The 22464-nt window shown below is 69.1% G+C and carries 20 protein-coding genes; 12 read left to right on the top strand and 8 right to left on the bottom strand.

The features are described from left to right. The first annotated feature begins 5 nt into the window (after nucleotides 1-5). From EVJ50_RS12800 to EVJ50_RS12775, 6 genes are all read left to right on the top strand, one after another. Nucleotides 6-626 carry a phycobiliprotein lyase gene (locus tag EVJ50_RS12800; RefSeq protein ID WP_150884409.1) on the top strand — a complete coding sequence of 207 codons (621 nt, stop codon included), beginning with the start codon at nucleotides 6-8 and terminating at the stop codon, nucleotides 624-626. 99 nt (nucleotides 627-725) lie between these two features. Beyond that, nucleotides 726-1484: a phycobilisome rod-core linker polypeptide gene (locus EVJ50_RS12795; protein WP_150884407.1), complete on the top strand. Its 759-nt coding sequence runs from the start codon at nucleotides 726-728 to the stop codon at nucleotides 1482-1484. A gap of 172 nt (nucleotides 1485-1656) precedes the next feature. Then, a complete protein-coding gene (locus EVJ50_RS12790; RefSeq protein ID WP_150884405.1) occupies nucleotides 1657-2751 on the top strand; it encodes a DUF4912 domain-containing protein in 1095 nt (364 codons plus the stop codon). Continuing rightward, the gene (locus tag EVJ50_RS12785) at nucleotides 2751-2972 is read left to right on the top strand and encodes a hypothetical protein (protein ID WP_370455511.1); all 222 of its coding nucleotides are present in this window, start codon (nucleotides 2751-2753) and stop codon (nucleotides 2970-2972) included. Before EVJ50_RS12790 ends, EVJ50_RS12785 begins: the two co-directional genes overlap by 1 nt. A 128-nt stretch (nucleotides 2973-3100) precedes the next feature. Next, nucleotides 3101-4471 (top strand): phosphatidylserine/phosphatidylglycerophosphate/cardiolipin synthase family protein, encoded by a 1371-nt coding sequence (locus tag EVJ50_RS12780; RefSeq protein ID WP_150884401.1) that lies wholly within the window; start codon nucleotides 3101-3103, stop codon nucleotides 4469-4471. A 35-nt stretch (nucleotides 4472-4506) separates the two neighbouring features. Further along, nucleotides 4507-4983, top strand: coding sequence for a hypothetical protein (locus EVJ50_RS12775; protein WP_150884399.1), 477 nt, complete (start codon nucleotides 4507-4509; stop codon nucleotides 4981-4983). A 37-nt stretch (nucleotides 4984-5020) separates the two neighbouring features. Here the strand turns inward: EVJ50_RS12775 and EVJ50_RS12770 are convergent, their stop codons facing one another. Further along, entirely contained in the window at nucleotides 5021-5380 is a 360-nt protein-coding gene (locus EVJ50_RS12770) for a hypothetical protein (RefSeq protein WP_150884397.1), read from the bottom strand. Nucleotides 5381-5497: 117 nt separating this feature from the next. On the opposite strand from EVJ50_RS12770, the gene EVJ50_RS12765 reads away from it, so the two are divergent. Next, a complete protein-coding gene (locus EVJ50_RS12765; protein ID WP_150884395.1) occupies nucleotides 5498-7156 on the top strand; it encodes an alpha-D-glucose phosphate-specific phosphoglucomutase in 1659 nt (552 codons plus the stop codon). Between the two features lie 36 nt (nucleotides 7157-7192). Here the strand turns inward: EVJ50_RS12765 and EVJ50_RS12760 are convergent, their stop codons facing one another. Genes EVJ50_RS12760 through EVJ50_RS12750 form a run of 3 tightly spaced genes read right to left on the bottom strand, consistent with a single transcriptional unit; the run spans nucleotide 7193 to nucleotide 12093 of the window. Beyond that, on the bottom strand, nucleotides 7193-7534 hold the full coding sequence (locus EVJ50_RS12760; protein WP_150884393.1) for a hypothetical protein: 342 nt from the start codon (nucleotides 7532-7534) through the stop codon (nucleotides 7193-7195). A 3-nt stretch (nucleotides 7535-7537) separates the two neighbouring features. Then, a complete protein-coding gene (locus EVJ50_RS12755; RefSeq protein WP_150884391.1) occupies nucleotides 7538-10987 on the bottom strand; it encodes an efflux RND transporter permease subunit in 3450 nt (1149 codons plus the stop codon). 11 nt (nucleotides 10988-10998) lie between these two features. Continuing rightward, nucleotides 10999-12093: an efflux RND transporter periplasmic adaptor subunit gene (locus EVJ50_RS12750; RefSeq protein WP_225322941.1), complete on the bottom strand. Its 1095-nt coding sequence runs from the start codon at nucleotides 12091-12093 to the stop codon at nucleotides 10999-11001. 92 nt (nucleotides 12094-12185) lie between these two features. Between EVJ50_RS12750 and EVJ50_RS12745 the strand changes: the two genes are divergently transcribed. Then, nucleotides 12186-14420 (top strand): AAA family ATPase, encoded by a 2235-nt coding sequence (locus EVJ50_RS12745; protein ID WP_150884390.1) that lies wholly within the window; start codon nucleotides 12186-12188, stop codon nucleotides 14418-14420. Nucleotides 14421-14481: 61 nt separating this feature from the next. Here EVJ50_RS12745 and EVJ50_RS12740 read toward each other — a convergent pair whose 3' ends face one another. Together EVJ50_RS12740 and EVJ50_RS12735 are read right to left on the bottom strand one after the other, a co-directional pair. Beyond that, nucleotides 14482-15153: an alpha/beta hydrolase gene (locus EVJ50_RS12740; protein WP_225322940.1), complete on the bottom strand. Its 672-nt coding sequence runs from the start codon at nucleotides 15151-15153 to the stop codon at nucleotides 14482-14484. Between the two features lie 216 nt (nucleotides 15154-15369). Beyond that, a complete protein-coding gene (locus tag EVJ50_RS12735; protein WP_150884388.1) occupies nucleotides 15370-15903 on the bottom strand; it encodes a hypothetical protein in 534 nt (177 codons plus the stop codon). A 91-nt stretch (nucleotides 15904-15994) separates the two neighbouring features. Here EVJ50_RS12735 and bcp point away from each other — a divergent pair, with 91 nt between their 5' ends. Then, the gene (gene bcp / locus EVJ50_RS12730; RefSeq protein WP_150884387.1) at nucleotides 15995-16462 is read left to right on the top strand and encodes a thioredoxin-dependent thiol peroxidase; all 468 of its coding nucleotides are present in this window, start codon (nucleotides 15995-15997) and stop codon (nucleotides 16460-16462) included. A 6-nt stretch (nucleotides 16463-16468) separates the two neighbouring features. Here the strand turns inward: bcp and EVJ50_RS12725 are convergent, their stop codons facing one another. Further along, nucleotides 16469-17095 carry a type III pantothenate kinase gene (locus tag EVJ50_RS12725; protein ID WP_191964779.1) on the bottom strand — a complete coding sequence of 209 codons (627 nt, stop codon included), beginning with the start codon at nucleotides 17093-17095 and terminating at the stop codon, nucleotides 16469-16471. A 152-nt stretch (nucleotides 17096-17247) separates the two neighbouring features. Next, the gene (locus EVJ50_RS12720; protein WP_225322939.1) at nucleotides 17248-18018 is read right to left on the bottom strand and encodes a phosphoadenylyl-sulfate reductase; all 771 of its coding nucleotides are present in this window, start codon (nucleotides 18016-18018) and stop codon (nucleotides 17248-17250) included. A 96-nt stretch (nucleotides 18019-18114) separates the two neighbouring features. On the opposite strand from EVJ50_RS12720, the gene EVJ50_RS12715 reads away from it, so the two are divergent. From EVJ50_RS12715 to EVJ50_RS12705, 3 genes are read left to right on the top strand one after another with little or no spacing between them, the layout of a single operon-like run. Beyond that, nucleotides 18115-19311: an NAD(P)/FAD-dependent oxidoreductase gene (locus tag EVJ50_RS12715; protein ID WP_150884384.1), complete on the top strand. Its 1197-nt coding sequence runs from the start codon at nucleotides 18115-18117 to the stop codon at nucleotides 19309-19311. Then, on the top strand, nucleotides 19308-20969 hold the full coding sequence (gene hflX / locus EVJ50_RS12710; protein WP_150884383.1) for a GTPase HflX: 1662 nt from the start codon (nucleotides 19308-19310) through the stop codon (nucleotides 20967-20969). The genes EVJ50_RS12715 and hflX overlap by 4 nt, the downstream gene beginning before the upstream one ends. A gap of 58 nt (nucleotides 20970-21027) precedes the next feature. Then, nucleotides 21028-22458 carry a TrkH family potassium uptake protein gene (locus tag EVJ50_RS12705; RefSeq protein ID WP_150884382.1) on the top strand — a complete coding sequence of 477 codons (1431 nt, stop codon included), beginning with the start codon at nucleotides 21028-21030 and terminating at the stop codon, nucleotides 22456-22458. Nucleotides 22459-22464 lie beyond the last annotated feature (6 nt).

The following is a 22464-nucleotide window of genomic DNA, read 5'->3' as shown; positions in this document are numbered from 1 at the left end:
GTGCCGTGAGTCTCTCGATCCCGGACGCCCTGAGCTTCTTCCAGCTGAGCTGCGGCCGCTGGCGCTCCCAGCGCAGCAGCCATCACCTGCTGCACCGGCGGGCTGAGGCGGGCGGCTCGCTGATCGTGGTGGACCCGCTCGAGCGCGGCGGCGAGCTGCTGCGGCGGGTGGCGGAGATCCATGGCCAGGACCCCGAAAGGGTGGTGGGGGGCTGCCGGGTGCGCTGGAGCGGATCGATGGCCTGGGATCAGGCCGGCGAGGCCCACGAGGGGGAATCGGTGTTCGGCCTGATCCCGACCGATGAGCGTGGCCGGGAAGGCCTGTTGCTGCGGGATCGGGGCTACGCCGAAACCGCCCCGGTGGCCGGACGGTTCCGCATGGACGATCGGGACGGCCTGGTGCTCAGCACGGCCTACGAAATGATGGAGAGCCTTGAGCGGTTCTGGTTCCGGGGACCCGACGTGCGGCTGCGCACCAGCACGGTGGAGGGTCTCTCCAACACCGCCTCCTTCTGCATGGAGACCCGCTGCGTGGCGGACGCGCGGGCTGCTGTGGAGTCACCGGCGGAGCAGGACGTCGCATCGGCAGCGAGCGCCGGTGCAGGCCTCTCGAGCTTCGGCTGGTGAACGGTCGCGAACGTTACGGACTGTGATCGGTGGGCCACCCCGTTCAGTGCGGCGATGGCCTCACTTCTACGATCCAGACCGTCGGATGCTGAAGCTCGAGTGGCTCTTCCCCTTCTGAAGTACGCCCCCACCACCCAGAACTCCCGGGTGGCTCCTCTGCGCGTGGGCTCGGATGAGGACCCGAAGGCCGCTTCCATGGACAAGGCCATGGATCGCGAGGACCAGAACTTCGTGATCGAGGCGGCCTACCGCCAGATCTTCTTCCATGCCTTCAAGGTGGACCGGGACCGGACGCTGGAATCCCAGCTGAGGGACGGCCAGCTGACGGTGCGGGACTTCATCCGCTCCCTGTGTCTGTCGGACACGTTCACCCGCAGCTTCTACAACCTCAACAGCAACTACAAGGTTGCCCGCCACCTGGTGGAGAAGCTGCTCGGCCGCCAGACCTACGGCAAGTCCGAGGAGATCGCCTGGTCCGCCGTGCTCATGACCCGCGGCGTCAAGGGAATGGTGGATGACATCCTCGACAGCGAGGAGTACCTCAACGCCTTCGGCTACGACACCGTGCCGTACCACCGCAACCGTGTGGTCGGCTCCCGGGAGGTGGGAGAAACGCCGTTCAACATCACCTCGCCCCGCTACGACGCCTACTACCGGGGCATCCTGGGCTTCCCCCAGATCGTCTTCACCGGCCAGGCCCGCACCCTGCCGGAGCGCGCCAGCCAGCGTCGCGGCGGCTTCCCTCAGGACTACCTGCCCTGGGTCCGGAGCCTTCCCGCCCTGCGCAGCGCACCGGTGCTGGGCAACGCGAGCATGGATTACCTCAGCAAGGTTCCCTACCGGAGCGTCGGTCGCTGAGGCGTTCGACACCGCAGCGCCGCTGCGGCCGTTCCGATGACGCGGCGGTGATCCCGCCGCTTTTTCATGCGTCCCAGTGCTGTCCGTGGTTCCTGACGACAGACCGGATCGGGGACTCGGGGGCAGGATTTGCCAGCAAACTGATCCCGAAGAAAAACGGGAACGTTCGACTGTGAGCAAGGCTCTCTCCTCTCTGGCCCGCCTGACCCTGCGCCAGCTCCGCCAGATCGCGAGCGATCTTGGAGTCACGCTCTACAGCCGCAAGTCCAAGGAGGACCTGGTCAGCGCGATCGAGAGCGAGCAGCAGCAGACCGGGGCCGACATGCTGGCTGTGGAGGCCGAGCTCACCCCCGCGCCTGTCGAACCCGACGCCCCCACCCGGGTGGTGTTCCTGCCCCGGGATCCCCAGTGGGCCTACGTGTTCTGGGAGATCTCCGAGAGTGAGCGCAGCGAGGCTCAGCAGAGCGGTGCGACCCAGCTCTGCCTGCGCGTGGCCGACGTGACCGGCCTTCAGGACGGCTCGGCCCACCCCCACACCCTGCAGGAGATCCCGGTGGAGAGCCACGCCACCGAGTGGTACCTGCCCGTGCCCCTGAGCGATCGGGACTACCGGGTTGAACTGGGCTACCGCAGTAACCAGAAGGGCTGGATCTCCCTGGCCTTCTCCTCCGTGGCACGGGTGCCCGCGCTGCACCCCAGCGATCAGATTCTCGACCAGTTCGTGCCCTTCTCCCTCGAGACCGCCCCCGCTCCCGCCCCGGCACCGGAAGCCTCGGTTCCCGCGGCCGCCCCTCCGAGCGACACGGGCCTGCACGAGCGCCTGTACCAGACGGCCACCAACCGCTGGCGGCGCATCGGCCGTGGGTCGGAGGCCTTCCACGAACTTGAGGATTCCGCACAGGGCGGCCTCAGCGAGGGCTTCAGCGATTCGGCCCAGGGCCTCTGGGCCAGTGGCCGCAACGAATCCGGCATCGGTGGCGTGGCCCCGCGCCAGCGCTCCTTCTGGCTCGTGGCGGATGCCGAGCTGATCGTCTACGGCGCCACCGATCCCTCGGCACGCCTGACCATCGGCGGTGAGGATGTGCCCCTCTCCAGCGATGGCACCTTCCGCATCCAGGTGCCGTTCCGCGATGGCCAGCAGCTCTATCCGATCGAAGCCGTGGCTGCCGACGGCGAGCAGAAGCGCAACATCACCCTCCGTTTCGAGCGGGTCACCCCGGAAGACAACAGCAACCCCAGCCACGAAGCCGTGGCCGAATGGTTCTGATGGCCGCTGAGCCCTCCACCAGGGTCCGCACACTGCGTGCCCTGGTGGCCTTCACGCCGCTGCTGGGCACGATGCTGGTGCCCCTCGTCGTCCCTCTCACCATGAAGCACATCGGCATCGCCACCGGTGTGGGAGTGGCCCTCCTGGTGAGCACCCTCTGGTTCGCGGTGATGCTGCGAACCTCCGAGATGCCGGAGCCCGAAGGCGAGTCCGGCCACTGATCGCCAGCCTCCGGACCGGGGAATCCTGCTGGGGTTGATCCCCTCCCCGACGCATGGCCCGACGCCCGGAACCAGGAGCGGTGTGGCCGCGGTTCCAACCCCGGTGGACCGGGCCTCTGGCGGCCGCCATGAGCGCGGCTCTTCTCAGCGCCTGCGCCCAGCCGGGCCGGATTCTCGGCACTGCTCAGGGCGATCTGGCCCTGCCCGAGGGCTTCGAGGTGGCCTTCAACCACCGCAGCGACCGCCGCTACCGGAGCCCGCTGACGGGGCAGCAGCGCCCCGGCGATGACCTTGAAGCCTTTCTGCGCAAGGCCCTGCTGGAGGCCCGGCAGGAGGTGCTGATGGCGGTTCAGGAGCTGGCGTTGCCTGATCTGGCCGACACGCTGATTGCCCTGCACCGGCGCGGGGTCACGGTGAAGGTGATCCTGGAGAACACCTACAGCACCCCCTGGAGCCGCACCCATGCCGCGGACCTCTCCGAGCATGGCCGCAGGAGGCTCGATCAGCTGCGCCGGCTCGCGGACCGCGACGGCGACGGGCAACTGAGCCTGGAGGAGCGGCGCCGGGGGGATGCGGTGGCACTGCTGCAGCGGGCGGGCGTGCCCCTGATCGACGACACCGCGGACGGCAGTCGCGGCAGCGGTCTGATGCACCACAAGTTCGTGGTGATCGATGGCCGGATCGTGGTGACCGGCAGCGCGAACCTCACCGCCTCGGGGCTGCATGGGGACGCCGGGGCCCCGCGCAGCCGGGGCAACGTGAATCACCTGCTGCAGATCCACTCGGCGGAGCTGGCCGGCCTGTTCGCCGAGGAGTTCGCCCTGATGTGGGGGGATGGCCCGGGTGGAGCCAGCGACAGCCGCTTCGGCAGGGGCAAGCCGGAACGACCGGCGCGGCGGGTGATGGTGCACGGCACCCCGGTGGAGGTGCTCTTCGCGCCCCACTCGCCGCGGGGGGAGCGCCATGGCCTCGCGCTGATCGGTACGACCCTCGCCGCCGCCGAGAAGGAGATCGACATGGCACTGTTCGTGTTCTCGGCCCAGTCGCTGACCGAGGTGATCGCCGAGCGGGTGAGCCGCGGCGTGCGGGTGCGGCTGGTGGCGGATCCCGGCTTCGCCACCCGCAGCTTCTCGGAGGTGCTCGACCTTCTGGGGGTGGCTCTGCCGGACCGGCGCTGCGCGATCGAGGCCGGCAATGCGCCGCTGCAGCGTGGGCTGCAGGGGGTGGGCACGCCCAGGCTGGCCCGCGGCGACAAGCTGCACCACAAGGTCGCCGTGGTGGACGGGAGCCGCGTGATCAGCGGCAGCTTCAACTGGTCTCCCGCAGCGGCGCACACCAACGACGAGACCCTGCTGGTGATCCACAGCCCGCTCCTGGCGGCGCACTTCACCCGCGAGATGAACCGCCTCTGGAGTGGCGCCGATCTGGGCATCTCAGCAGCGCTCCGCCGCCGGATGGACCGCGATCGCCGCCGCTGCGGCAACGCCGGCGCACCCTGAAGGTCGGCGATGATGGCAGGACCGGTTCATGGTTCATGGCAGCGCTCCTCCAGCAGGTCTCCCGTGTTCGGGTGAGCGGCCGCCTCGCCGCCGCCCTGCTGGGGGGGAGCCTGCTGACGGGGGGCTGGCTGGCGGATGGCCTCGTCCCTGCCGTCCGCGCCGGCCAGGAGCCGCCGCGCTTCCCCACCCCGGCTCAATGGCGTGAGCTGCAGCTGCAGGCGCTGGCCTGCTCCCGCGAGAACAGCGACGCGCCCTGCCTCGAGACGCGCCGCACCGCCGACGATCATCTCGACAACATCCTGTTGACCAGCTCCTGCAAGGACGTGCTCTGGGAGCTGACCCAGGTGGCCACAGTCCAGGCGAACAACAGCTTCCAGCGGCGCGACCGCATCGACGCCGCCGCCGCCCGGCTCCCACTGGTCTGCCGGCAACCGGACAAGCGGCGACAGCAGCCGCCCCGACGACCCAGCGGGCCGGCCCAACCCGGCGCCCTCAATCCGGCCGCCGGCTGATCGCCACAGGCTGGGGGGAGTCGGAGAAGCCGCGGGCTCAGGGGGCGCTGATGCCGAGAATCTCCTCCGCCCGGGCGTCCATTTCATTCAGGCTGAGGGGCTGCAGACGCACCGCGAGGGAATCGGCCAGCTGGCAGAGCGGCGTGGCTTCGCCGGAGGCCTCGCAGCTTGCCGACATCAGCAGCATGGCGTTGCTCAGCTTGCCCCGCAGGCAGGCCTCGTCACCGGAGCGGGCCAGCACCGCTTCAGCGGCCTGACGGGCCTCCTGCACGGCCTCGCCGTAGGGCACCCGTTTCGGACCGCCCTGTGTGGAACAGGCGGCATCGGCGCGCGGGGCGTCCGCCAGCAGCAGCAGCGGCGATGCCGCGAACAGAGCGATCAGCGAAGCGAGGCGCACGGGAGGGCAGCGCAGTGGAAGGCAGGCTAGGCGGGTCGAGCGAACGGGCCGGCGCCGTTTGCCAGGACCAGGACCAGCCATCGGTAACTTGGCCAGGCGCACACAGGAGTCCACCTCATGAGCAGCGGTGCCCCGGTGATCACGATTCCCCTGTCCAGTCCGTTCCAGGATCAGAAGCCTGGCACCTCAGGCCTGCGCAAGAGCAGCCGTCGCTTCGCCGAGCCCCACTACCTGGAGAGCTTCATCGAGGCGGTGCTGCGCACGCTCCCGGGAGTGGCCGGAGGCACCCTCGTGGTGGGCGGCGACGGCCGCTACGGCAATCAGCGCGCCATCGAGGTGATTGCCCGCATGGGAGCCGCCCATGGTCTGGCCCGGATGGTCACCACCACCGGCGGCATTCTCTCCACACCGGCCGCGTCGCATCTGATCCGCCAGCGACAGGCCATCGGCGGCATCATCCTCTCCGCCAGCCACAACCCCGGCGGACCGGAGGGCGACTTCGGGGTGAAGGTGAACGGCAGCAACGGCGGCCCGGCCCCCGAATCGCTCACCTCCGCCATCCACGCCTGCACCCTCACGCTGGATGGCTACCGGATTCTCGAAGCGGGCGCGGGCGCAGCCGGCGTGAGCCTGGCCGCCCCGGGCATGCAGACCATGGCGGGGCTGACGGTGGAGGTGATCGACGGCGTGAGCGACTACCTCGCGCTGATGGAGAAGCTGTTCGATCTCGATCGCATCGCGGAGCTGCTTCGCAGCGATTTCCCCGTGGTCTTCGATGCGCTGCACGCGGTGACGGGCCCCTACGCCACGCAGCTGCTGGAACAGCGGCTGGGGGCGCCGGCCGGAACGGTGCACAACGGCATCCCCCTCGAGGACTTCGGCGGCGGTCACCCCGACCCGAACCTCACGTATGCCCACGAGCTGGCGGCCCTGCTGCTGGATGGTGATCGCTACGCCTTCGGCGCCGCCTGCGACGGGGACGGCGACCGCAACATGATCCTGGGGCGCGGCTGTTTCGTGAATCCCAGCGACAGCCTGGCCGTGCTCACCGCCAACGCCTCGGTGGCACCGGCCTATGCCGGAGGGCTGGCCGGCGTGGCCCGCTCGATGCCCACCAGCGCCGCGGTGGATGTGGTGGCGAAGGAGCTGGGCCTGACCTGCTTCGAGACGCCCACGGGCTGGAAATTCTTCGGCAACCTGCTCGATGCCGGCCGCATCACCCTCTGCGGCGAGGAGAGCTTCGGCACCGGCAGCGACCACGTGCGCGAGAAGGATGGTCTCTGGGCGGTGCTGTTCTGGCTCCAGATCCTGGCTGAGCGGCGCTGCTCCGTGGGCGAGGTGATGGCGGGCCACTGGGCCCGCTTCGGGCGCCACTACTACTCCCGCCACGACTACGAAGCCATCCCCAGCGAGGCCGCCCACGGCCTCTACGACCGGATGCAGGGGATGCTCGCAACCCTGAGCGGGGAGGCCTTCGCCGGCCGCCGCATCGCCACCGCCGATGACTTCCGCTACGCGGATCCGGTGGATGGCTCCGTGAGCGAGCACCAGGGCCTGCGTCTGCTGCTCGACGACGGCAGTCGCGTGGTGCTGCGCCTGTCGGGCACCGGTACCCAGGGCGCCACCCTGCGGGTGTATCTGGAGCGCTACGAGCCGGCCAGCGGCCAGCTCGGCCTCGATCCACAGGCGGCCCTCGGCGATCTGATCGCAGCCATCAACGCCCTGGCGGAGATCCCGGCGCGCACAGGCATGGACCGTCCGACGGTGATCACCTGAGTCTGGGTGATCAGTGGATCAGGGTGATCGGTTGAATCAGGATCCGGGTCCGGGCCGAGTGGGATCCGGATCCGACTCCGGCTCCACCTGAGCGGAGGGCTTCCCCCCGCTTCCGAGGCGGGAGCGGTAGCGATGGGTCATGAACGTGTCGTGCTCGTAGCCCTGGCTTCGCTCGAGCTGCTTCATCGACTGGGTCGCCACACCCCAGAGGGCGCCGACGCCGCCCAGGAGCACAAACCACCAGTAGTAGGTGCTGGTCCGGACCACGGCCGGGGTGTTACGGATCAGAGCCCGCAGGAAGAAGGCCACGCCGAGGCCCACCGCCCCACCGATCAGGCCGGACAGGGTGACAGCAGCTCCGTTGAATCGGGCACGCATGGCTCAGCTCGCGGGCAGCGCCGGGGTGCTGGGGTCTTCTCCGCCCGGACCGGGATCTCCGGTGCCGCCCTGCGGTGGAGCTGAGCTGAAGAACTGCTTCATCACCACATAGAAGACGGGCACCACGAACAGGGAGAGGAAGGTGGCCACCAGGAGGCCGCCGAACACCACGGTTCCCAGCGACGACTGGCTGCGGGCCCCGGCGCCGGAGGCCAGCACCAGCGGCAGGAAACCGAACAGTGAGGAGATCGCCGTCATCAGGATCGGCCGCAGGCGTGACTGGGCCGCGTCACGGGCCGCGGCGATGGCCGTCGCCCCTTCCGCCATGCGCTGATTGGCCAGGTCAACGATCAGGATTCCGTTCTTGGCCGCCAGGCCGATCAGCATCACCAGACCCACCTGGGCATAGATGTTGAGCACCTCGCCCCGGATGGCCAGGAAGATCAGGGCCCCGAGCATGGCGGTGGGCACCGTCATCAGGATGATCAGGGGGTCGGTGTAGCTCTCGTACTGGGCTGAGAGCACCAGGAACACCACGAGGATCCCGAGGGCGAAGATCACGATCGCCAGTGCACCGGCCTTCACCTCCTCGCGTGAGATCCCGGTCCAGTCAAAGCCGAGGCCGGGGACGTTCAATTTGTCGAACTGGGCCTGAATGCCCTTGATCGCATCACCGGAACTGCGGCCCTGGGCCGCTGAACCCTCGATCTTGATCGAGCGGTAGAGGTTGAAGCGGGGGATGATCGAGGGACCGGAGGTGGTGTTGACGGTGAAGATCTCCGAGAGGGGCACCTGTTCGCCGCTGCCGTTGCGCACATAGAGCTCGGTCAGATCTTCCGGCGTGGAGCGGAAGGCGTCATCGGCCTGGATGTAGACGCGGCGCACCTTGCCTTCATCGAAGGTGTCATTCACGTAGGACCCACCGAAGTAGAAGCTGAAGGTGCTCATCGCATCGCCGTAATCGATGCCGAGCGCCGCCATGCGATCCCGATCCACGAGCACCTCCAGCTGGGGGCCCTCGGGCGAGAACTGGGTGAAGACCTGGCTGAAGATGCCGGTATCGAGAGCATTGCGGATCAGGGCGCCGGCCTGTTCGGCCAGCTGGGGAAGGGTGAAGGCCCCGCCGCTCTGGTCCAGCAACTGGAACTCGAAGCCGCCGCCGGTTCCATAACCGGGAATGGCAGGAGGCTCCACCACGAAGATCCGGGCACCCTCCACGGCCTGCAGCTTGCGGTTGAGCCGGGCCACGATCGCCCCGACGCTGCGTTCGGGGTCCTCACGCTCGCTCCAGTTCTCGGTGCCGAAGAAGAAGAGGCCCTTGTTGGGGGAGTTTCCATCGAGGCTGGCACCGCTGAAGATGGCGGCATTGCGGAGGCCGTTCTCCTTCTCGGAGCGGAGCACTTCGGCCACCTCGAGGTTGATGGCTTCGGTCCGCTCCAGTGACACCCCATCGGGGGCCTGAACGAAGCCGATGCCATAACCCTGATCCTCGATCGGCACGAAGCCGGAGGGCATCGAGTTGAAGGCGAAGCCCGTGAGCACGATGCCTCCAGCCAGCACCCCCATCACGATGGACCGGTGGCCGAGCACCCAGCTCAGCATCGATTCATAGCCGGTCTCAACGCGCGCGTAGCCACGGTTGAACACGGCGAAGATGCGCTCAAGGAAGAAGCCCACCACCAGACCGATGGCAGTGAAGATCAGCACCGGCCAGGGATTGGGCACATCCGCGAAGATCAGGCCCGCCGCGGCGCCCGCCAGCGCGAATGGAAGCCGCAATGGCAGCCGAGTGACCAGCTTCAGGCCGTAACCGATGAGCAGACCCGCCAGAGTGGCCAGGAGCACCGGCACGGCTCCGCCGCCGGCCGAGAGCAGGCCGTAGACGAATCCGACGCAACCGCCAGCGATGAAGTACACCCGCTGCGACGGTTGTCGGGTGTCCATGCTCAGCAGCAGGCCGGAGAGCATGGGCGAGAAGGTGAGGGCGTTGAAGGTGGAGACCGAGATCGAGAAGATGATCGTGGCCGCGAACTGCTTGTAGATCGTTCCCGTGGCCCCTGGGAAGAACAGCACCGGCACGAACACCGCGAACAGCACCAGGGAGGTGGCGATCACAGCGGAGAACAGCTCGTCCATGGTGGCCTTGGCCGCCTCGATCGCCGTCAATCCCTCACCTTTTTTGGTGGAGGTGTCCTCAATCACAGTGATGGCATCGTCCACCACCAGACCCGTGGCCAGAACCAGGCCGAACAGGGTGAGCTGATTGAGCGAGAAGCCGGCAGCCAGAACACCGGCAAAGGTGCCGATCAGGGCAACGGGGATGGCGATGCCGGGAACCAGGGTCGACTTCCAGTCCTGCAGGAACAGGAAGAGGATGAGCACCACGAGAACCACCGCATCACGCAGGGCATTGGCCACACCCTCGATCGAGGCATTGATGAAATCGGTGGTGTCGTAGATCTTCTCGACCTTGACCCCCGGTGGCAGGGTTGTGATGAAGTCATCGATCACTTTCTTGACCCCGTCCGACACCTCCACCGCGTTGCTCCCGCTCAGCTGATAGAGAGCCATGCCCACGGAGGGCACGCCATTGAGATCGGTGGCGGCGATGTTGAAGGTCTCACCACCGAGCGTCACCCGTCCCACATCACCGAGGCGGATGAGCGAGCCGTCATCCATGCGACGCAGGATGAGGTTCTCGAACTCCTCAACCGTGCGCAGACGGCCCTGAAGCTGCACCGTGAAGGTGAACACCTGGCCCTCGGGCGAGGGCTCACCGCCGACCTGGCCGGCGGGCACAAGGCGGTTCTGGCTCTGAAGGGCGGCGCGAACGTCGGCCGAGGTGAGCCCGGAGGCTGTCAGACGGTCGGGATCCAGCCAGAGGCGGAAGGCGAGTTTGCGATTGCCGAAGTAGGTGAGCTTGCCGACGCCGGTGACGCGTCGGATCGGGTCGGTGAGGCGCTGATCGAGAAGACCGGAGAGGAACTCGACGCTGTAGGGGTTGTCCGGGTCCTCGGAGGTGAAGTTGTAGACGAGCAGGACCGAGTTGGAGGCCTTCTCGACCGTGATGCCGGTCTGCCTCACCTCCTGCGGCAGCTTCGGCTCGGCGAGGGAGACCTTGTTCTGAACGTTGACCTGGTTGATGTCGCCGTCGGTGCCGCTGTAGAAGGACACCGTGATGTTCGAAACCCCGTCAGCCGAGCTGTTCGAGGTCATGAACTCCATGTCCTGTACCCCGTTGATCTCCTGTTCGAGAACCGAGGTGACGCCCTCCTCGACGGAAATCGCATCAGCGCCGGTGTAGGTGGCCCGCACGGTCACGGTGGGCGGGGCGATATCGGGCAGGTTCTCAACCGGGAGCACCGGGATCGCGATCAGACCGACGATCACGATCAGCAGACTGCAGACCGTGGTGAGGACCGGTCTGGAGATGAAGTTATTGGAGGGAGACATCGATCAGAACCTCACTTCACCTCGACCGGCGTGCCGTGCCGAAGTTTGAGCAGGTTGGTGGTGATCACCTGTTCGCCGCTGCTCACGCCCTTGATCACCGGATAACTGTCGCCCTGCACGAAGCCGAGCTGCACGGGTGTCTGCAGCGCGAAGGTGCCGTCTGCAGGGAGCTGGGCCAGTTGCTCCTCGCTGAGCTGGCCCGGCTGGGCCCTGAGGTCCTCCAGGCTTCCCAGCCGGAAGATGAAGCTCTGGCCCGAGGTCTGGATGACGGAATTGAAGGGGACAGCAAGCTGCTCGCGCGTGTCGAACACGAGTCGGGTGCGGAGCCGCATGCCGTTGCGCAGGTCCTGACCAGGGTTCGGGAATTCGCTCATCACGAGCAGGCCCTGGGTGTCGGCCACCACGTTGGGGTCCACGAAGCTGACGCGCCCCGAGGCCAGGGTGCCGCCGCCGCCGGGCGACTGGATGTCCACCGTCTGACCGATCCGCACCCGGGGCGCGTACACCGCCGGCACGTCCACGCGGGCCTGAAGCCGGTCGTTGCGGATCAGGCGTGTGAAGGGGGTGCCCTCACTGATCACATCGCCCACCTTCACGTCCACGTCGCTGACCACGCCGCTGATCGGGGCGCGCAGATCCTTGAAGGCCAGGTCGGCCTCGCTGGCGCGCACCTGCTCGCGCGACTGGATGAAGGCCTCCCGGAAGCGGTCGCGCTGGAAGTCGCTGGCGGCACCCTGCTGGGCCAGCCACTGGAAGCGTTTGTAGTCGAGCTTGTTCTGCTCCATCGTGGCCCGCGCCGCCGCCAGCTGGGCCTGGGTCTGGGTCTGATCGAGCACCACCAGCAGCTGTCCCTGCTGCACCGCATCGCCCTCCTGGACCAGGATGCGTTCGATGCGGCCGCCGGCACGGGCAGCCAGAGCCACCTTCTCCACCGATTCCAGGGTGCTGACGGTGTTCAGCTCCTCGGTGAAGCGCTCTTCCGCCACGACTGTGGCTTCCACCGGCAGGGCCGCCGGGGCCTGGGCCGTGCCCGAATCACCGCAGGCCACCAGCGCCGGGACCAGAGAGGCCGTGATCGAGAGGGCGGCAACCCGTTGAATCAGCACGCAGGATCGGCAGACCCGGCCATTTTGATCACCGCCGCGGACGATGGCGACCCCTTCCCGGCCAAGCTTGACCCCGCGGTGCCGATCGGCGGATGAGCGATCTGTTCAGCCAGCAGGCGGAGGCGCGCCGGGCCGCCCTGGCCCCCCTGGCGGATCGCCTGCGGCCACGCAACCTGGAGGAGTTCGTGGGCCAGGGCGGGATCCTCGAACCGGGCCGGCTGCTGCGGCGCGCCATCGTGGCCGACCGGGTGGGCAACCTCATCCTTCACGGCCCGCCGGGCGTGGGCAAGACGACCCTGGCCCGGATCATCGCCAACACCACCCGGGCCCGCTTCCGCAGCATCAACGCCGTGCTCGCCGGTGTGAAGGATCTGCGGGCGGAAGTGGAGCAGGCGCGCGAGCGTCTGGGCCAGCACGGCCTGCGAACGATCCTGTTCATCGATGAGGTGCACCGCTTCAACGCCGCCCAGCAGGACGCCCTGCTGCCCTGGGTGGAGAACGGCACCCTCACCCTGATCGGGGCCACCACGGAGAACCCCTACTTCGAGGTGAACAAGGCACTGTTGAGCCGATCACGCCTGTTCCGCCTCCAGCCGCTGCTCCCATCCGAACTGCGCCGGGTGCTGCAGCAGGCCCTGCAAGACCCGGAGCGGGGCTACGGCCAGCGCCGGGTGGAGGTGAGCGAGGCCGCGGCGGACCACTGGATCCAGACCGCGGCGGGGGATGCCCGCTGCCTGCTCAACGCCCTGGAGCTGGCGGTGGAGAGCACCCCGAGCGATGCCGCGGGAGCGGTGCGGATCGATCTGGCCATCGCCGAGGATTCGATCCAGGAGCGGGCGGTGCTCTACGACAAGCAGGGCGACGCCCACTACGACACGATCAGCGCCTTCATCAAGTCGCTGCGGGGCTCGGACCCGGATGCGGCCCTGTTCTGGCTGGCTCGCATGGTGGAGGCGGGAGAGAACCCACGCTTCATCTTCCGCCGCATGCTGATCGCCGCCGGGGAGGACGTGGGGCTGGCCGATCCGATGGCGGTGGTGGTGGTGGAGGCCTGCGCCGGAGCCTTCGAGCGGGTCGGCCTGCCGGAAGGGCTCTTTCCCCTGGCCCAGGCCGCTCTCTATCTGGCGGGCGCCGAGAAGAGCAACAGCGCTCTGGGAGTGTTCGACGCGCTCAAGGCGGTGCGGCAGGCGAGCGATCAGGAGGTGCCCTCGCCGCTGCGGGACGCGAACCGCGACAGAGAGGGCTTCGGGGATGGCGTGGGCTACCGCTATCCGCACGCCTACACCGATCACTGGGTGGCGCAGCGCTATCTGCCGGCCGGACTGGCCGAGGAGGTGTTCTGGCAGCCGGGCCGCCTCGGCTGGGAGGGCCAGCTGCGTGATCGCCTGCAGGAACGGCGCGCCGCCCAGCTCGCCACCACCACGGAGCTGGAGGCCGAACAGCCCCTGCTGCTCAGCCACGGCCCCGAGGATCCCGGCATCCTGCGCTGGATCAGCCGCCAGCTGGCCAGTGAGGGCGACCGGTTGATCCGCCTGAAGGAGCGCCTGTGGCAAGGAGCCCGCTGGCGGCGGCACGACCGGGTGCTGATCGTGAACAGCCCCTCCCTGCTCTGGGCCCTCGACCCCCTGGCCCACACGCCCGAGGGCGGCGTGACCATCGGCTGCGCCGACGCGGCCGGCCGAGAGCGGCTCCGGGATCAGATCAGCCTGCTCGACCCCCTGCAGCAGCCGGCCCTGATGCTGATGGAGGCCCGCTCTGCCGGAGTGCCCGGCTTCTCTCCGGCCCTGGATCCGGGCACCCGGTTCGAGTGGCTGGCGGGGCGTCAGCTGCTGGTGGATCCTGCGGCGATCGGGCAGACGCCGCCCCTGAACGGACTGAGAGACCTGGCCGCGCCCGACGCGGAACTGCGGCTGCTGGACAGTGCGGCGGTGCTCGGCCCGGCGCAGGCCCTGCTGCAGGAGACAGCTCCTCTGCAGGCCACAGCGCATCTGAGCCGCGATCACCTGGAGGTCATCGCCGCCATCGAAGCGGACTGGCTGAGCCGGCGGCGGCCAGCACCGGAACGGATGGGGCTGCTGGAGCAGGAGGGCTGGGAGCTGCAGCAGGAGGAATGGAGCGAGACCCTGCGCCTGCCGATCGAAGGGGCACTGCTGCGCCGCTGGTTCCAGCCGGGCAGCACCTACCGCCACCTGCTGGAGAGCCACGGCATCGCCGCCGAAACGGTGAGCGCACTGAGGGATCAGCTCAGGGACCGGCAGGGTCAGAGCCTGCGGCAGGAGCTTCGGCACTGGCTCACCCGCGCCAGGCTCAGGTCTCCTCAGGCATGAGAAAACCCCCGGGGTGACCCGGGGGTTGCAGGGTCCGCCGCGGTTGGGCGGCAGCGCCGGATCACCAGAGGCCGCGGATCGGCATCGGGGCCGGAGCGGGGGCGGGAGCCGGACGGGGGGCGGGCTCGGCCATCGCCACCTGGTTGGCCTGGATGCAGGCCGGCAGGAAGACGTACCAGGACAGCAGGGAGGTGCACTGGGCGTCGCCGGAGCACTGGCCCTCAGCGCAGACATTCTGGGCGCCGGTGTAGGTGCCGCAGGTGTCGGCCAGGCGGAAGTTCACCGGCAGGTTGGACATGATGCCGGCGGAGGAGATGCTGCCGTCGGCGGCGTCAGCGATGATCGCCGAACGCAGGGCCACGACGGAGGTGTCCGTCATCGCCCAGTAGGGGAAGTAGCTGGTGGTCTGGTTCTTGAGGAACTTCACCCCCTCATCGGAGTAGAGGAAGCGTGAGACACCGATGAGATCCACGTCGTAGGTCTTGCTCAGACCGGAGCGGACTTCCTCGTGGCTCCAGCCGGAATTGTTGAGGCCGGAGAGGAGGGCGCGGTCTTCGATGTCGCCGGTTTCCAGGAAGGTGGCGAAGTCATCCATGCTGGTGGACCAGACCGCACCGCCGGTGTTCCAGCGAACGGGGTACTCAGCAGGCATCAGGGGACCAGCCATGGCGGAGGCGCCAATAGCCGAAATAGCTGCACCGGCAAAGGCGCCGGCAGCGAGACGGGTCAACACGGACGGCGAAAAAAAGACGTCAACTCCAACCTAGTCACCGGGGTCACATCCGCACACATTCGTGTCACAGGTGCGAAACCGGACAGGACCTCAATCGAATGCAACTGTGTCGCATCTTGCGACATGAACAATGTGTCTCAGCTCGCGACAGTCAGGCTCTGTTGATTCGCCCGCCGGGAGAGTGTCGGCTCCTCCGTCGCGCTGCACAAGCGCCGCTCAGGAGCCCGCCACCTGAAGCGCAGCCTCCTCGAAGGGCTCCCAACCGGCCGGGCAGCCCGGCTCATCCAGGCCCGACTCCCAGCCATCGGCGCTTCCGGCCTCGAGGGAGCGCCGGCACAGCACCACCGAGGTGCGCTCGTTGACCCGCTGCACCTTGCCCAGGTAGCGGCTCGAGCCGGCATCCGGCAGCACGGTCAGCTCGGCCGTGATGGGGGAGGTGCGCAACTGAGGCTGCAGATCCCTGTGCTGGGCGATGTCGAGGGTCTCCAGGCTGCTCACCCAGGTTCCCCAGTACTGACTCACCAGCTGGGCCCCGGCGAAGCGATCCAGAAGCTCAGCCACCCGCCTCTGCTGATCGGCCTGTCGCTCCAGGGCGTCCGCCGTTTCCAGCTCAGCGGCCCCGGAGACCGGACCGGGAGGTGCCGGCGCCATCGTCGGGGCACGGTGGAACCAGCCCGTCAGACCGATGGCCGCCAGCGGAATCCACACCAGCAGGCGCGGCAGCAGGGATGCAGGCAGGGCAGGCGCCACGGGGACCGGAAACGGCGTCCCCATGCTGGCGGAGAACCGTTCCCGGCCGTCAGCTCACTCCTACGCTGAGTCCTCCTGTCACACCGCACCGATGGAGCTGCAGATCGGCGATCCGGCACCGGCTTTCAGCCTGCCCGATCAGAGCGGCACGGCCATCAGCCTTGAATCGCTGAAAGGCCAGCGTGTGGTGATCTACTTCTATCCGAAGGACGACACCCCCGGCTGCACCAAGGAAGCCTGCAATTTCCGCGATCAGTGGGGCCTGTTCGAACGCCATGGCATCGCGGTGCTGGGCATCAGCAAGGACGGCGCCGCCAGCCACGAGAAGTTCATCAACAAGTACGACCTGCCCTTCACCCTCCTCAGCGACCCGGAGCCCTGCCCGGTGGCCACGGCCTACGGCAGCTACGGCCTGAAGAAGTTCATGGGCCGTGAGTTCATGGGGATGATGCGCCACACCTTCGTGATCGATGCCGACGGAGCGATCGAGCGCATCTACCGCAAGGTGAAGGCCGCCGAGATGGCCGATCAGATCCTCAGCGACCTCGGCCTGAGCTGAGAGCGGTCAGCCCCGCAAGCCACAACACGGACGCAGCCGGATCAGACCCTCCATCACCAGGTGATCCGCCCGGATCAGCCAACCCGGAACCGCGCCGTCAGGGCCGCCGAGCAGCGGTGCGATCCATGCGGCATCGCCGCCGGTGAGCCAGAGGCGGCAGGTGCTGTCCTGCCGGCGGGCGCGCTGGTGGGCGGCCTGCACGGCTCCTGCCAGGCCCCGGAGAACCCCCTGCAGCATGGCGTCCGCCGTCCGCACGGGCCACTCGTGAGCAGCCAGAGGCTCCTCTGCTGCCGGCCCCTGCACCAGCGGCAGCCCGGCGGTGCCGTGGCCGAGGGCCCGGAGCTGCATCCGCAGCCCGGCCTGGATCAGCCCCCCGGCGAAATGCCCCTCGCCCTGCACACGCGTGAGGCTGAGGGCCGAGCCGGCATCCGCCACAAGCAGCGATCGGGCGGGCGATGGAACAGGGCCCGCCCCGGGATCCGCGACCTCACGCTCCAGCGTGCGCCGCCAGGCCTCCCAGGCGGCCAGAGCCCGGTCCACCCCGATCCAGGGCGGCAGCTGCTGCAGCGGCACGTCCCCGGTGCTGACCCGATGGGCCGGGGGCAGCGGTGTGGCGGCAGGCAGAGGGCCCACCGCGGCCCAGGCCGTGAGGGCCCGGGGTGAGCTCCCATCGGGCCAGACGCCTGGCAAGCCATGCCAGAAGCGGGTCGTGTCGCCACCCTGACGGGCCCAGTGCCAGCGGCTGTTGCCGATCAGAAGGTGGCTGGCGGCCCGGGGCTGATCCCTCAGATGCCGTCTCCCATCTCACCGGGAAGGTGGATGCCGCACTCCTGCTTGAGCCCACCGAAACGGGTGTCGCGACCGCTCGCCGTACCGGTGTCCGGCCCGCTGGAGTGCCAGTCGCCGACGGTGGAATAGCCCTTCTCGAACAGGGGATGCTGGGGCAGACCGTGACGCTCCATGTAGTAGTAGACGTCGCGATTGCTCCAGTCGAGCAGGGGGCGCAGCGACCATCGGCCCCGCACACGGTCCAACGGCTTCATCGCGCTGCGGTGATCGGTCTGTCCGCCGCGCACCCCGCTGGCCCAGCAGCGCAGATCGAGCCGCTGGAGCAGACCGTCCAGGGGTTCGACCTTGCGCATGCGGTGGTACTCCTCAAGGTCCTCCACCCGGCCTGTGGCCCAGAGCCTGCCGTGCAGGGCCTCCATCCGGGCCGGGCTCACGGAGCTCTGAGCGACCTCGAGCCGGAAGCCCAGCTTCTGCCGGAGGGTCTCGGCGTAGCGGTAGGTCTCAGGGGGCAGGTAGCCGGTGTCGACCCAGAGCACGGGAACATCGAGCTCCAGGCTGCTGGCCATGTGGAGCGACACGGCCGACTGGATGCCGAAGCTGGTGGTGATGGCGAAGCGGCCGGCGAAGGTGCTGGCGCCCCAGCGCAGGCGTTCCTCGGCCGGGAGCCCCAGGAGATGCTCGCAGGCCGCGCGGAGATTGCCGAGCTCACCCAGCCCGGGCTCATCCGTGGCGCGAAGCGATGCGGGCTCCAGGGAGGTCTGGCTCATCCCGTCATTCTCCATCCGCCCGCTGCCCGCTCGATGCAACCGGAGCGGTCTGGGTAGGGTTCGGACACAGCATCGTCCCGGGCGAACCCCCATCTGATGAGCCCACATCCTGACTCCGAAGCGGCGCTGGTGGTGGTCGGGGGGGGCTTCGCCGGCCTGTTCACCGCACTGCAGGCCGCACGCCAGGACGCGGGCTCGCGCGTGGTGCTGGTGGAACCCAACCCCAGCTTCGTCTTTCTGCCCCTGCTCTACGAGCTGCTCAGCGGTGAGCTGGGCGCCTGGCAGGTGGCACCCGGCATCGCCTCGCTCCTGGCCGGCAGCGGCGTGGTGCACCTGCGCGAGCGCGTCACGACCATCGACCACCGGCGCCGGCGCGTGAGCCTCAGCGGCGGCGGCAGCCTGGGCTTCGGCACCTGCGTGATCGCCACCGGGTCCGTGCCCCATCACTACGGCATCCCGGGTCTGCCGCAGCACGGCCTCGGCTTCCACACCCTCAGCGATGTGGCGGTCCTGCAGCAGAAGCTGCATGAGCTCAGGGCCGAGCGGCCCATCCATCCCCGGCTGGTGGTGGTGGGCGGCGGCCCCACCGGCGTGGAACTCAGCTGCAAGCTGGCCGATCTACTGGACGGGGCGGCGGAGCTCGAACTGATCGAGATGGGCGACGACATCCTGCCCCGGGGCAAGGCCTTCAACCGGGAACAGGCCCGCTCCGCGCTGCAGCGGCGGGATGTGAGGGTCCGCCTGCAGACGCGCGTGCTGGAGGCTCTGCCGGGAGCCGTGCGGGTGAGCAGCCGTGTGGATGACAGCCACCGCAGGGAGGAGACCCTGCCGCACCACGGACTGATCTGGGTCGCCGGAGTCAGGCCGCGCCCCCCCGTCCTGCAGCCGCCGCTCCCCCTGGATGGCCAGGGGCGTCTGTGCTGCGGCGCCGATCTGGCCGTGCAGGGGACGGACGATCTCTTCGCCCTCGGTGACGTGGCCACGATCAGCTCGGACGACGAACCGCCGCCGCCCGCCACTGCCCAGGTGGCCTTCCAGCAGGCCGCCCTGATGGCCAGGAACCTGCAGCACCGCGCTGCGGGCGAGCCCACCCGCGCCTTCCGCTGGAACGATCTCGGCGAAATGATCAGCCTCGGCATCGGCGATGCCGCCATCACCGGGCTGGGTCTGACCCTGGCCGGTCCGCGGGCCTTCCAGCTGCGGCGCCTGGCCTACCTGACCCGCCTGCCCGGCCTGCCGCTGCAGCTGCGCGCCGCCGCCGGCTGGCTCAGCTCGGCCGTGGCGAGCCGTTGAAGCAGGGCTGCCTGGCGGGGCGCGTCCGGGGCCTGCGCCCGTCGGAGTCGCGCCGCCTCGAGCGCCTGCTGCACCAGCGGCACCCCCAGATTGACGGCCTGTCCTGCGGATGCCTGGAGCGGCTGGCGGAGCTGTGCCGAGACCTCGGCACTCCGCTGCATCTGGTCATCGATGGCCGCGGCCTGAGCCGGCTGCTCTGGGTCGGCCCCCTGGACCGCTCGGGCCAGCTGCTGGAGCGGCTGCCCGGGTCCCGTCGCACGGAGGCCCAGGACTGGCGCATGGTGAGCTGCCTCAGCGCCGGAGCGGGCGCGGACCTCTCACCGCGCGGGGGCGAGGGCCTGGTCGCCCATGATCTGCATCCCGACCACTGGCTCCGCTTCACGGCCACAGCCGCTGCCGGCGGCGGCTGGCGCGCTGCCCTCTACACCCCGGACTGGAGTGCGGGCGGGGGCTGGCAGCTGCACGCGGAGGGACAGCTGCTGGATCTGTGCGACAGCGGAGCATGGGCCGCTGCACGGGGTGAGCCGCCTGCGGGAGCCGGACGCCCGCCGGCCGGAGGCACGCAGCCCGAACGGGTGCTGCTGCTGACCATGGCTTCGGAGGACGGCACGGCGTCCGCCCGGGCCCTCGCGGAACTGGAGGGGCTGGTGCGCAGCGCCGGAGGCCTGCCGGTCGGCGTGGTGAGTCAGCGGCAGCGGCAGATCCATGCCCAGACCCTCTGGGGCATGGGGAAGCTGAGGGAGGCGGGCCTGGAGGCACGACGCCTGCAGGCCTCGCTGGTGGTGACCGACCGGGAACTGACGCCGGTGCAGTGCCGCAACCTGGAGCGCGCTGTGGACCGGCCGGTGAGCGACCGCAGCGAGCTGATCCTCGACATCTTCGCCCAGCGCGCCGGCAGCGCCGCGGGCCGGCTCCAGGTGGAACTGGCGCAGTTGCGCTACCGGCTGCCCAGGCTCCAGGGCCGCGGTCAGGCCCTCTCCCGGCAGGGGGGAGGCATCGGCACACGGGGGCCGGGGGAAACCCAGCTGGAACGGGATCGCCGCGTGATCAGCCGGCGCATCGGTCGGCTGCAGCAGCAGGTGCGACAGCTGGGTGAGCACCGCGGGCGCCTGCGCCGGCAGCGTCAGACCTGCTGGAGGGTGGCCCTCGTCGGGTACACCAACGCCGGCAAATCGTCCCTGCTCAACGCCCTCTGCGCCACGGACCCGGATCGGCGGATCGCCGCGCGGGACCGGCTGTTCGAAACGCTCGATCCCACCACGCGGCGGCTTCCGGCGGCGTCAGCGGATGGTGTGTCGATCCTGGTCACCGACACGGTGGGGTTCATCCGCGATCTGCCTCCGGATCTGATCGAGGCCTTCCGCTCGACCCTGGAGGAGGCCCTGGCCGCGGATCTGCTGCTGCTGGTGGTGAATCTGGCCGATCCGGCCTGGAGTGATCAGCTCCGCGCCGTGCATGAGGTGCTCGATCAGCTGGGCAGCACCGTGCCCCGCCGGGTGGTGGCCAATCAGATCGATCGCTGCCCCGCGCCGGCCCTGGATGAGGCCGCAGCCCTCACGCCGCCGCCGCTGTTCGTGTCCGCCACCTGCGGCGACGGCCTGAAGCGGCTGCGACGGCATCTGGAGGAGCATGCCGCGGCCCCTACAGTCCGCCGATGAGCCACCGGTCTCCAGGTCGTCGCATGGCAGGTCCGGGCAGGTCGTGAGCCGCAACCCCATGAGCAGCGCGGCCGCCGCACCGCTGGTGCGCACCGCCCTGCCCGGATGGCACCGCAATCTCACCGTTCCCCAGTTCACGGTGATCACCGGTCTGCTGGTGATCCTGCTGGGCACGGCACTGCTGGCCACACCGCTCTGCTCCAGCAGCAGCGTGGGGCTGTGGGAGGCCCTGTTCACCGCCACCTCGGCCCTCACCGTCACCGGTCTGTCGATCATCGACATCGGGCGGGATCTCACGGGCGTCGGCCAGCTGGTGCTGGCGGTGCTGATCCTGATCGGCGGCCTGGGCCTGATGGCCATCACCACCTTTCTCCAGGGTTTCGTGCAGCGGGGGGCCTCCCTCCGCCGCCGGCTGGACCGGGGTCGGACCCTCGATGAATTCGGCGTCGGGGGCATCGGGCGCACCTTCCGGGGCATCGCCCTCACCGCCGCCCTCGTGATCCTGGCGGGGGCGGGGCTGCTCTACGCCTTCGGCCTCACCGACATCGACGACGGGCGGGAGCGGCTCTGGGCGGCCCTGTTCCACAGCATCAGCGCCTACAACAACGCCGGCTTCAGCCTCTGGAGCGACAGCCTGGTCTCCTACCGCAGCAACGGCGTCGTCAACCTGGTGATCATGGCCCTGATTCTGCTGGGAGGGCTGGGCTGGCGGGTCACCAACGACCTCTGGATCCACCGCTCGCGGCCACGCCTGAGGCGTCTGAGTCTCCACACCCGCCTGGTGCTCCGCACCAGTGCCGTGCTGGTGCTCGTCGGCGCGCTGGGCCTGCTGCTCACCGAGCACCTCTCACCAGGTGGGGTGATCAGCGGCTACGGCTGGCTTGAGCGGTTCCAGACCGTGCTGTTCCAGTCGGTCACGGCCCGCACCGCGGGCTTCAGCACGATCCCCCTCTCCCTGGAGCAGCTCTCCGATTCCGGGTTGCTGCTGATCATGGCCCTGATGTTCGTCGGTGCCTCCCCGGGCGGAACCGGCGGTGGCATCAAGACCACCACCCTCGCGGCCCTGATGGCCGCCACCCGCTCGACGCTGCGGGGCCAGGAGGATGTGGTGATCCGGGATCGGCGGATCGACGACAAGGTGGTGCTGCGGGCCGTCGCCATCACCCTGTCGTCGCTGCTGTTCGTGCTGCTGATGGCCCTCCTGCTGGAGCTGGAGCCCGCACAGAGCAGCGGCGGCGGTGCCTCCCTCGCCGACGTCAGCTTTCTCGAGATGCTGTTCACCTGCATCTCCGCCTTCGCCACCGTGGGGCTGGATGTGGGGGTCACCGCCGGCCTCAGCCGGCTCGGGCAGAGCGTTCTGCTCGTGGGAATGTTCGTGGGTCGCCTCGGCATCCTGCTGCTGCTGAGCGCGTTCTGGGAAACCCTCAGGGCCGGCCGGCCACCCCGGCACAATCGCATCGGATACCCGCGCGAGGATCTCTATGTGTGATGCGGT

It is taken from the genome of Synechococcus sp. RSCCF101 (assembly GCF_008807075.1).
In the GTDB taxonomy this organism is placed as follows: Bacteria; Cyanobacteriota; Cyanobacteriia; order PCC-6307; family Cyanobiaceae; genus RSCCF101.
The sequence above is the reverse complement of the archived record's forward strand: the minus strand, read 5'-3'. Positions and strand labels throughout refer to the sequence as shown.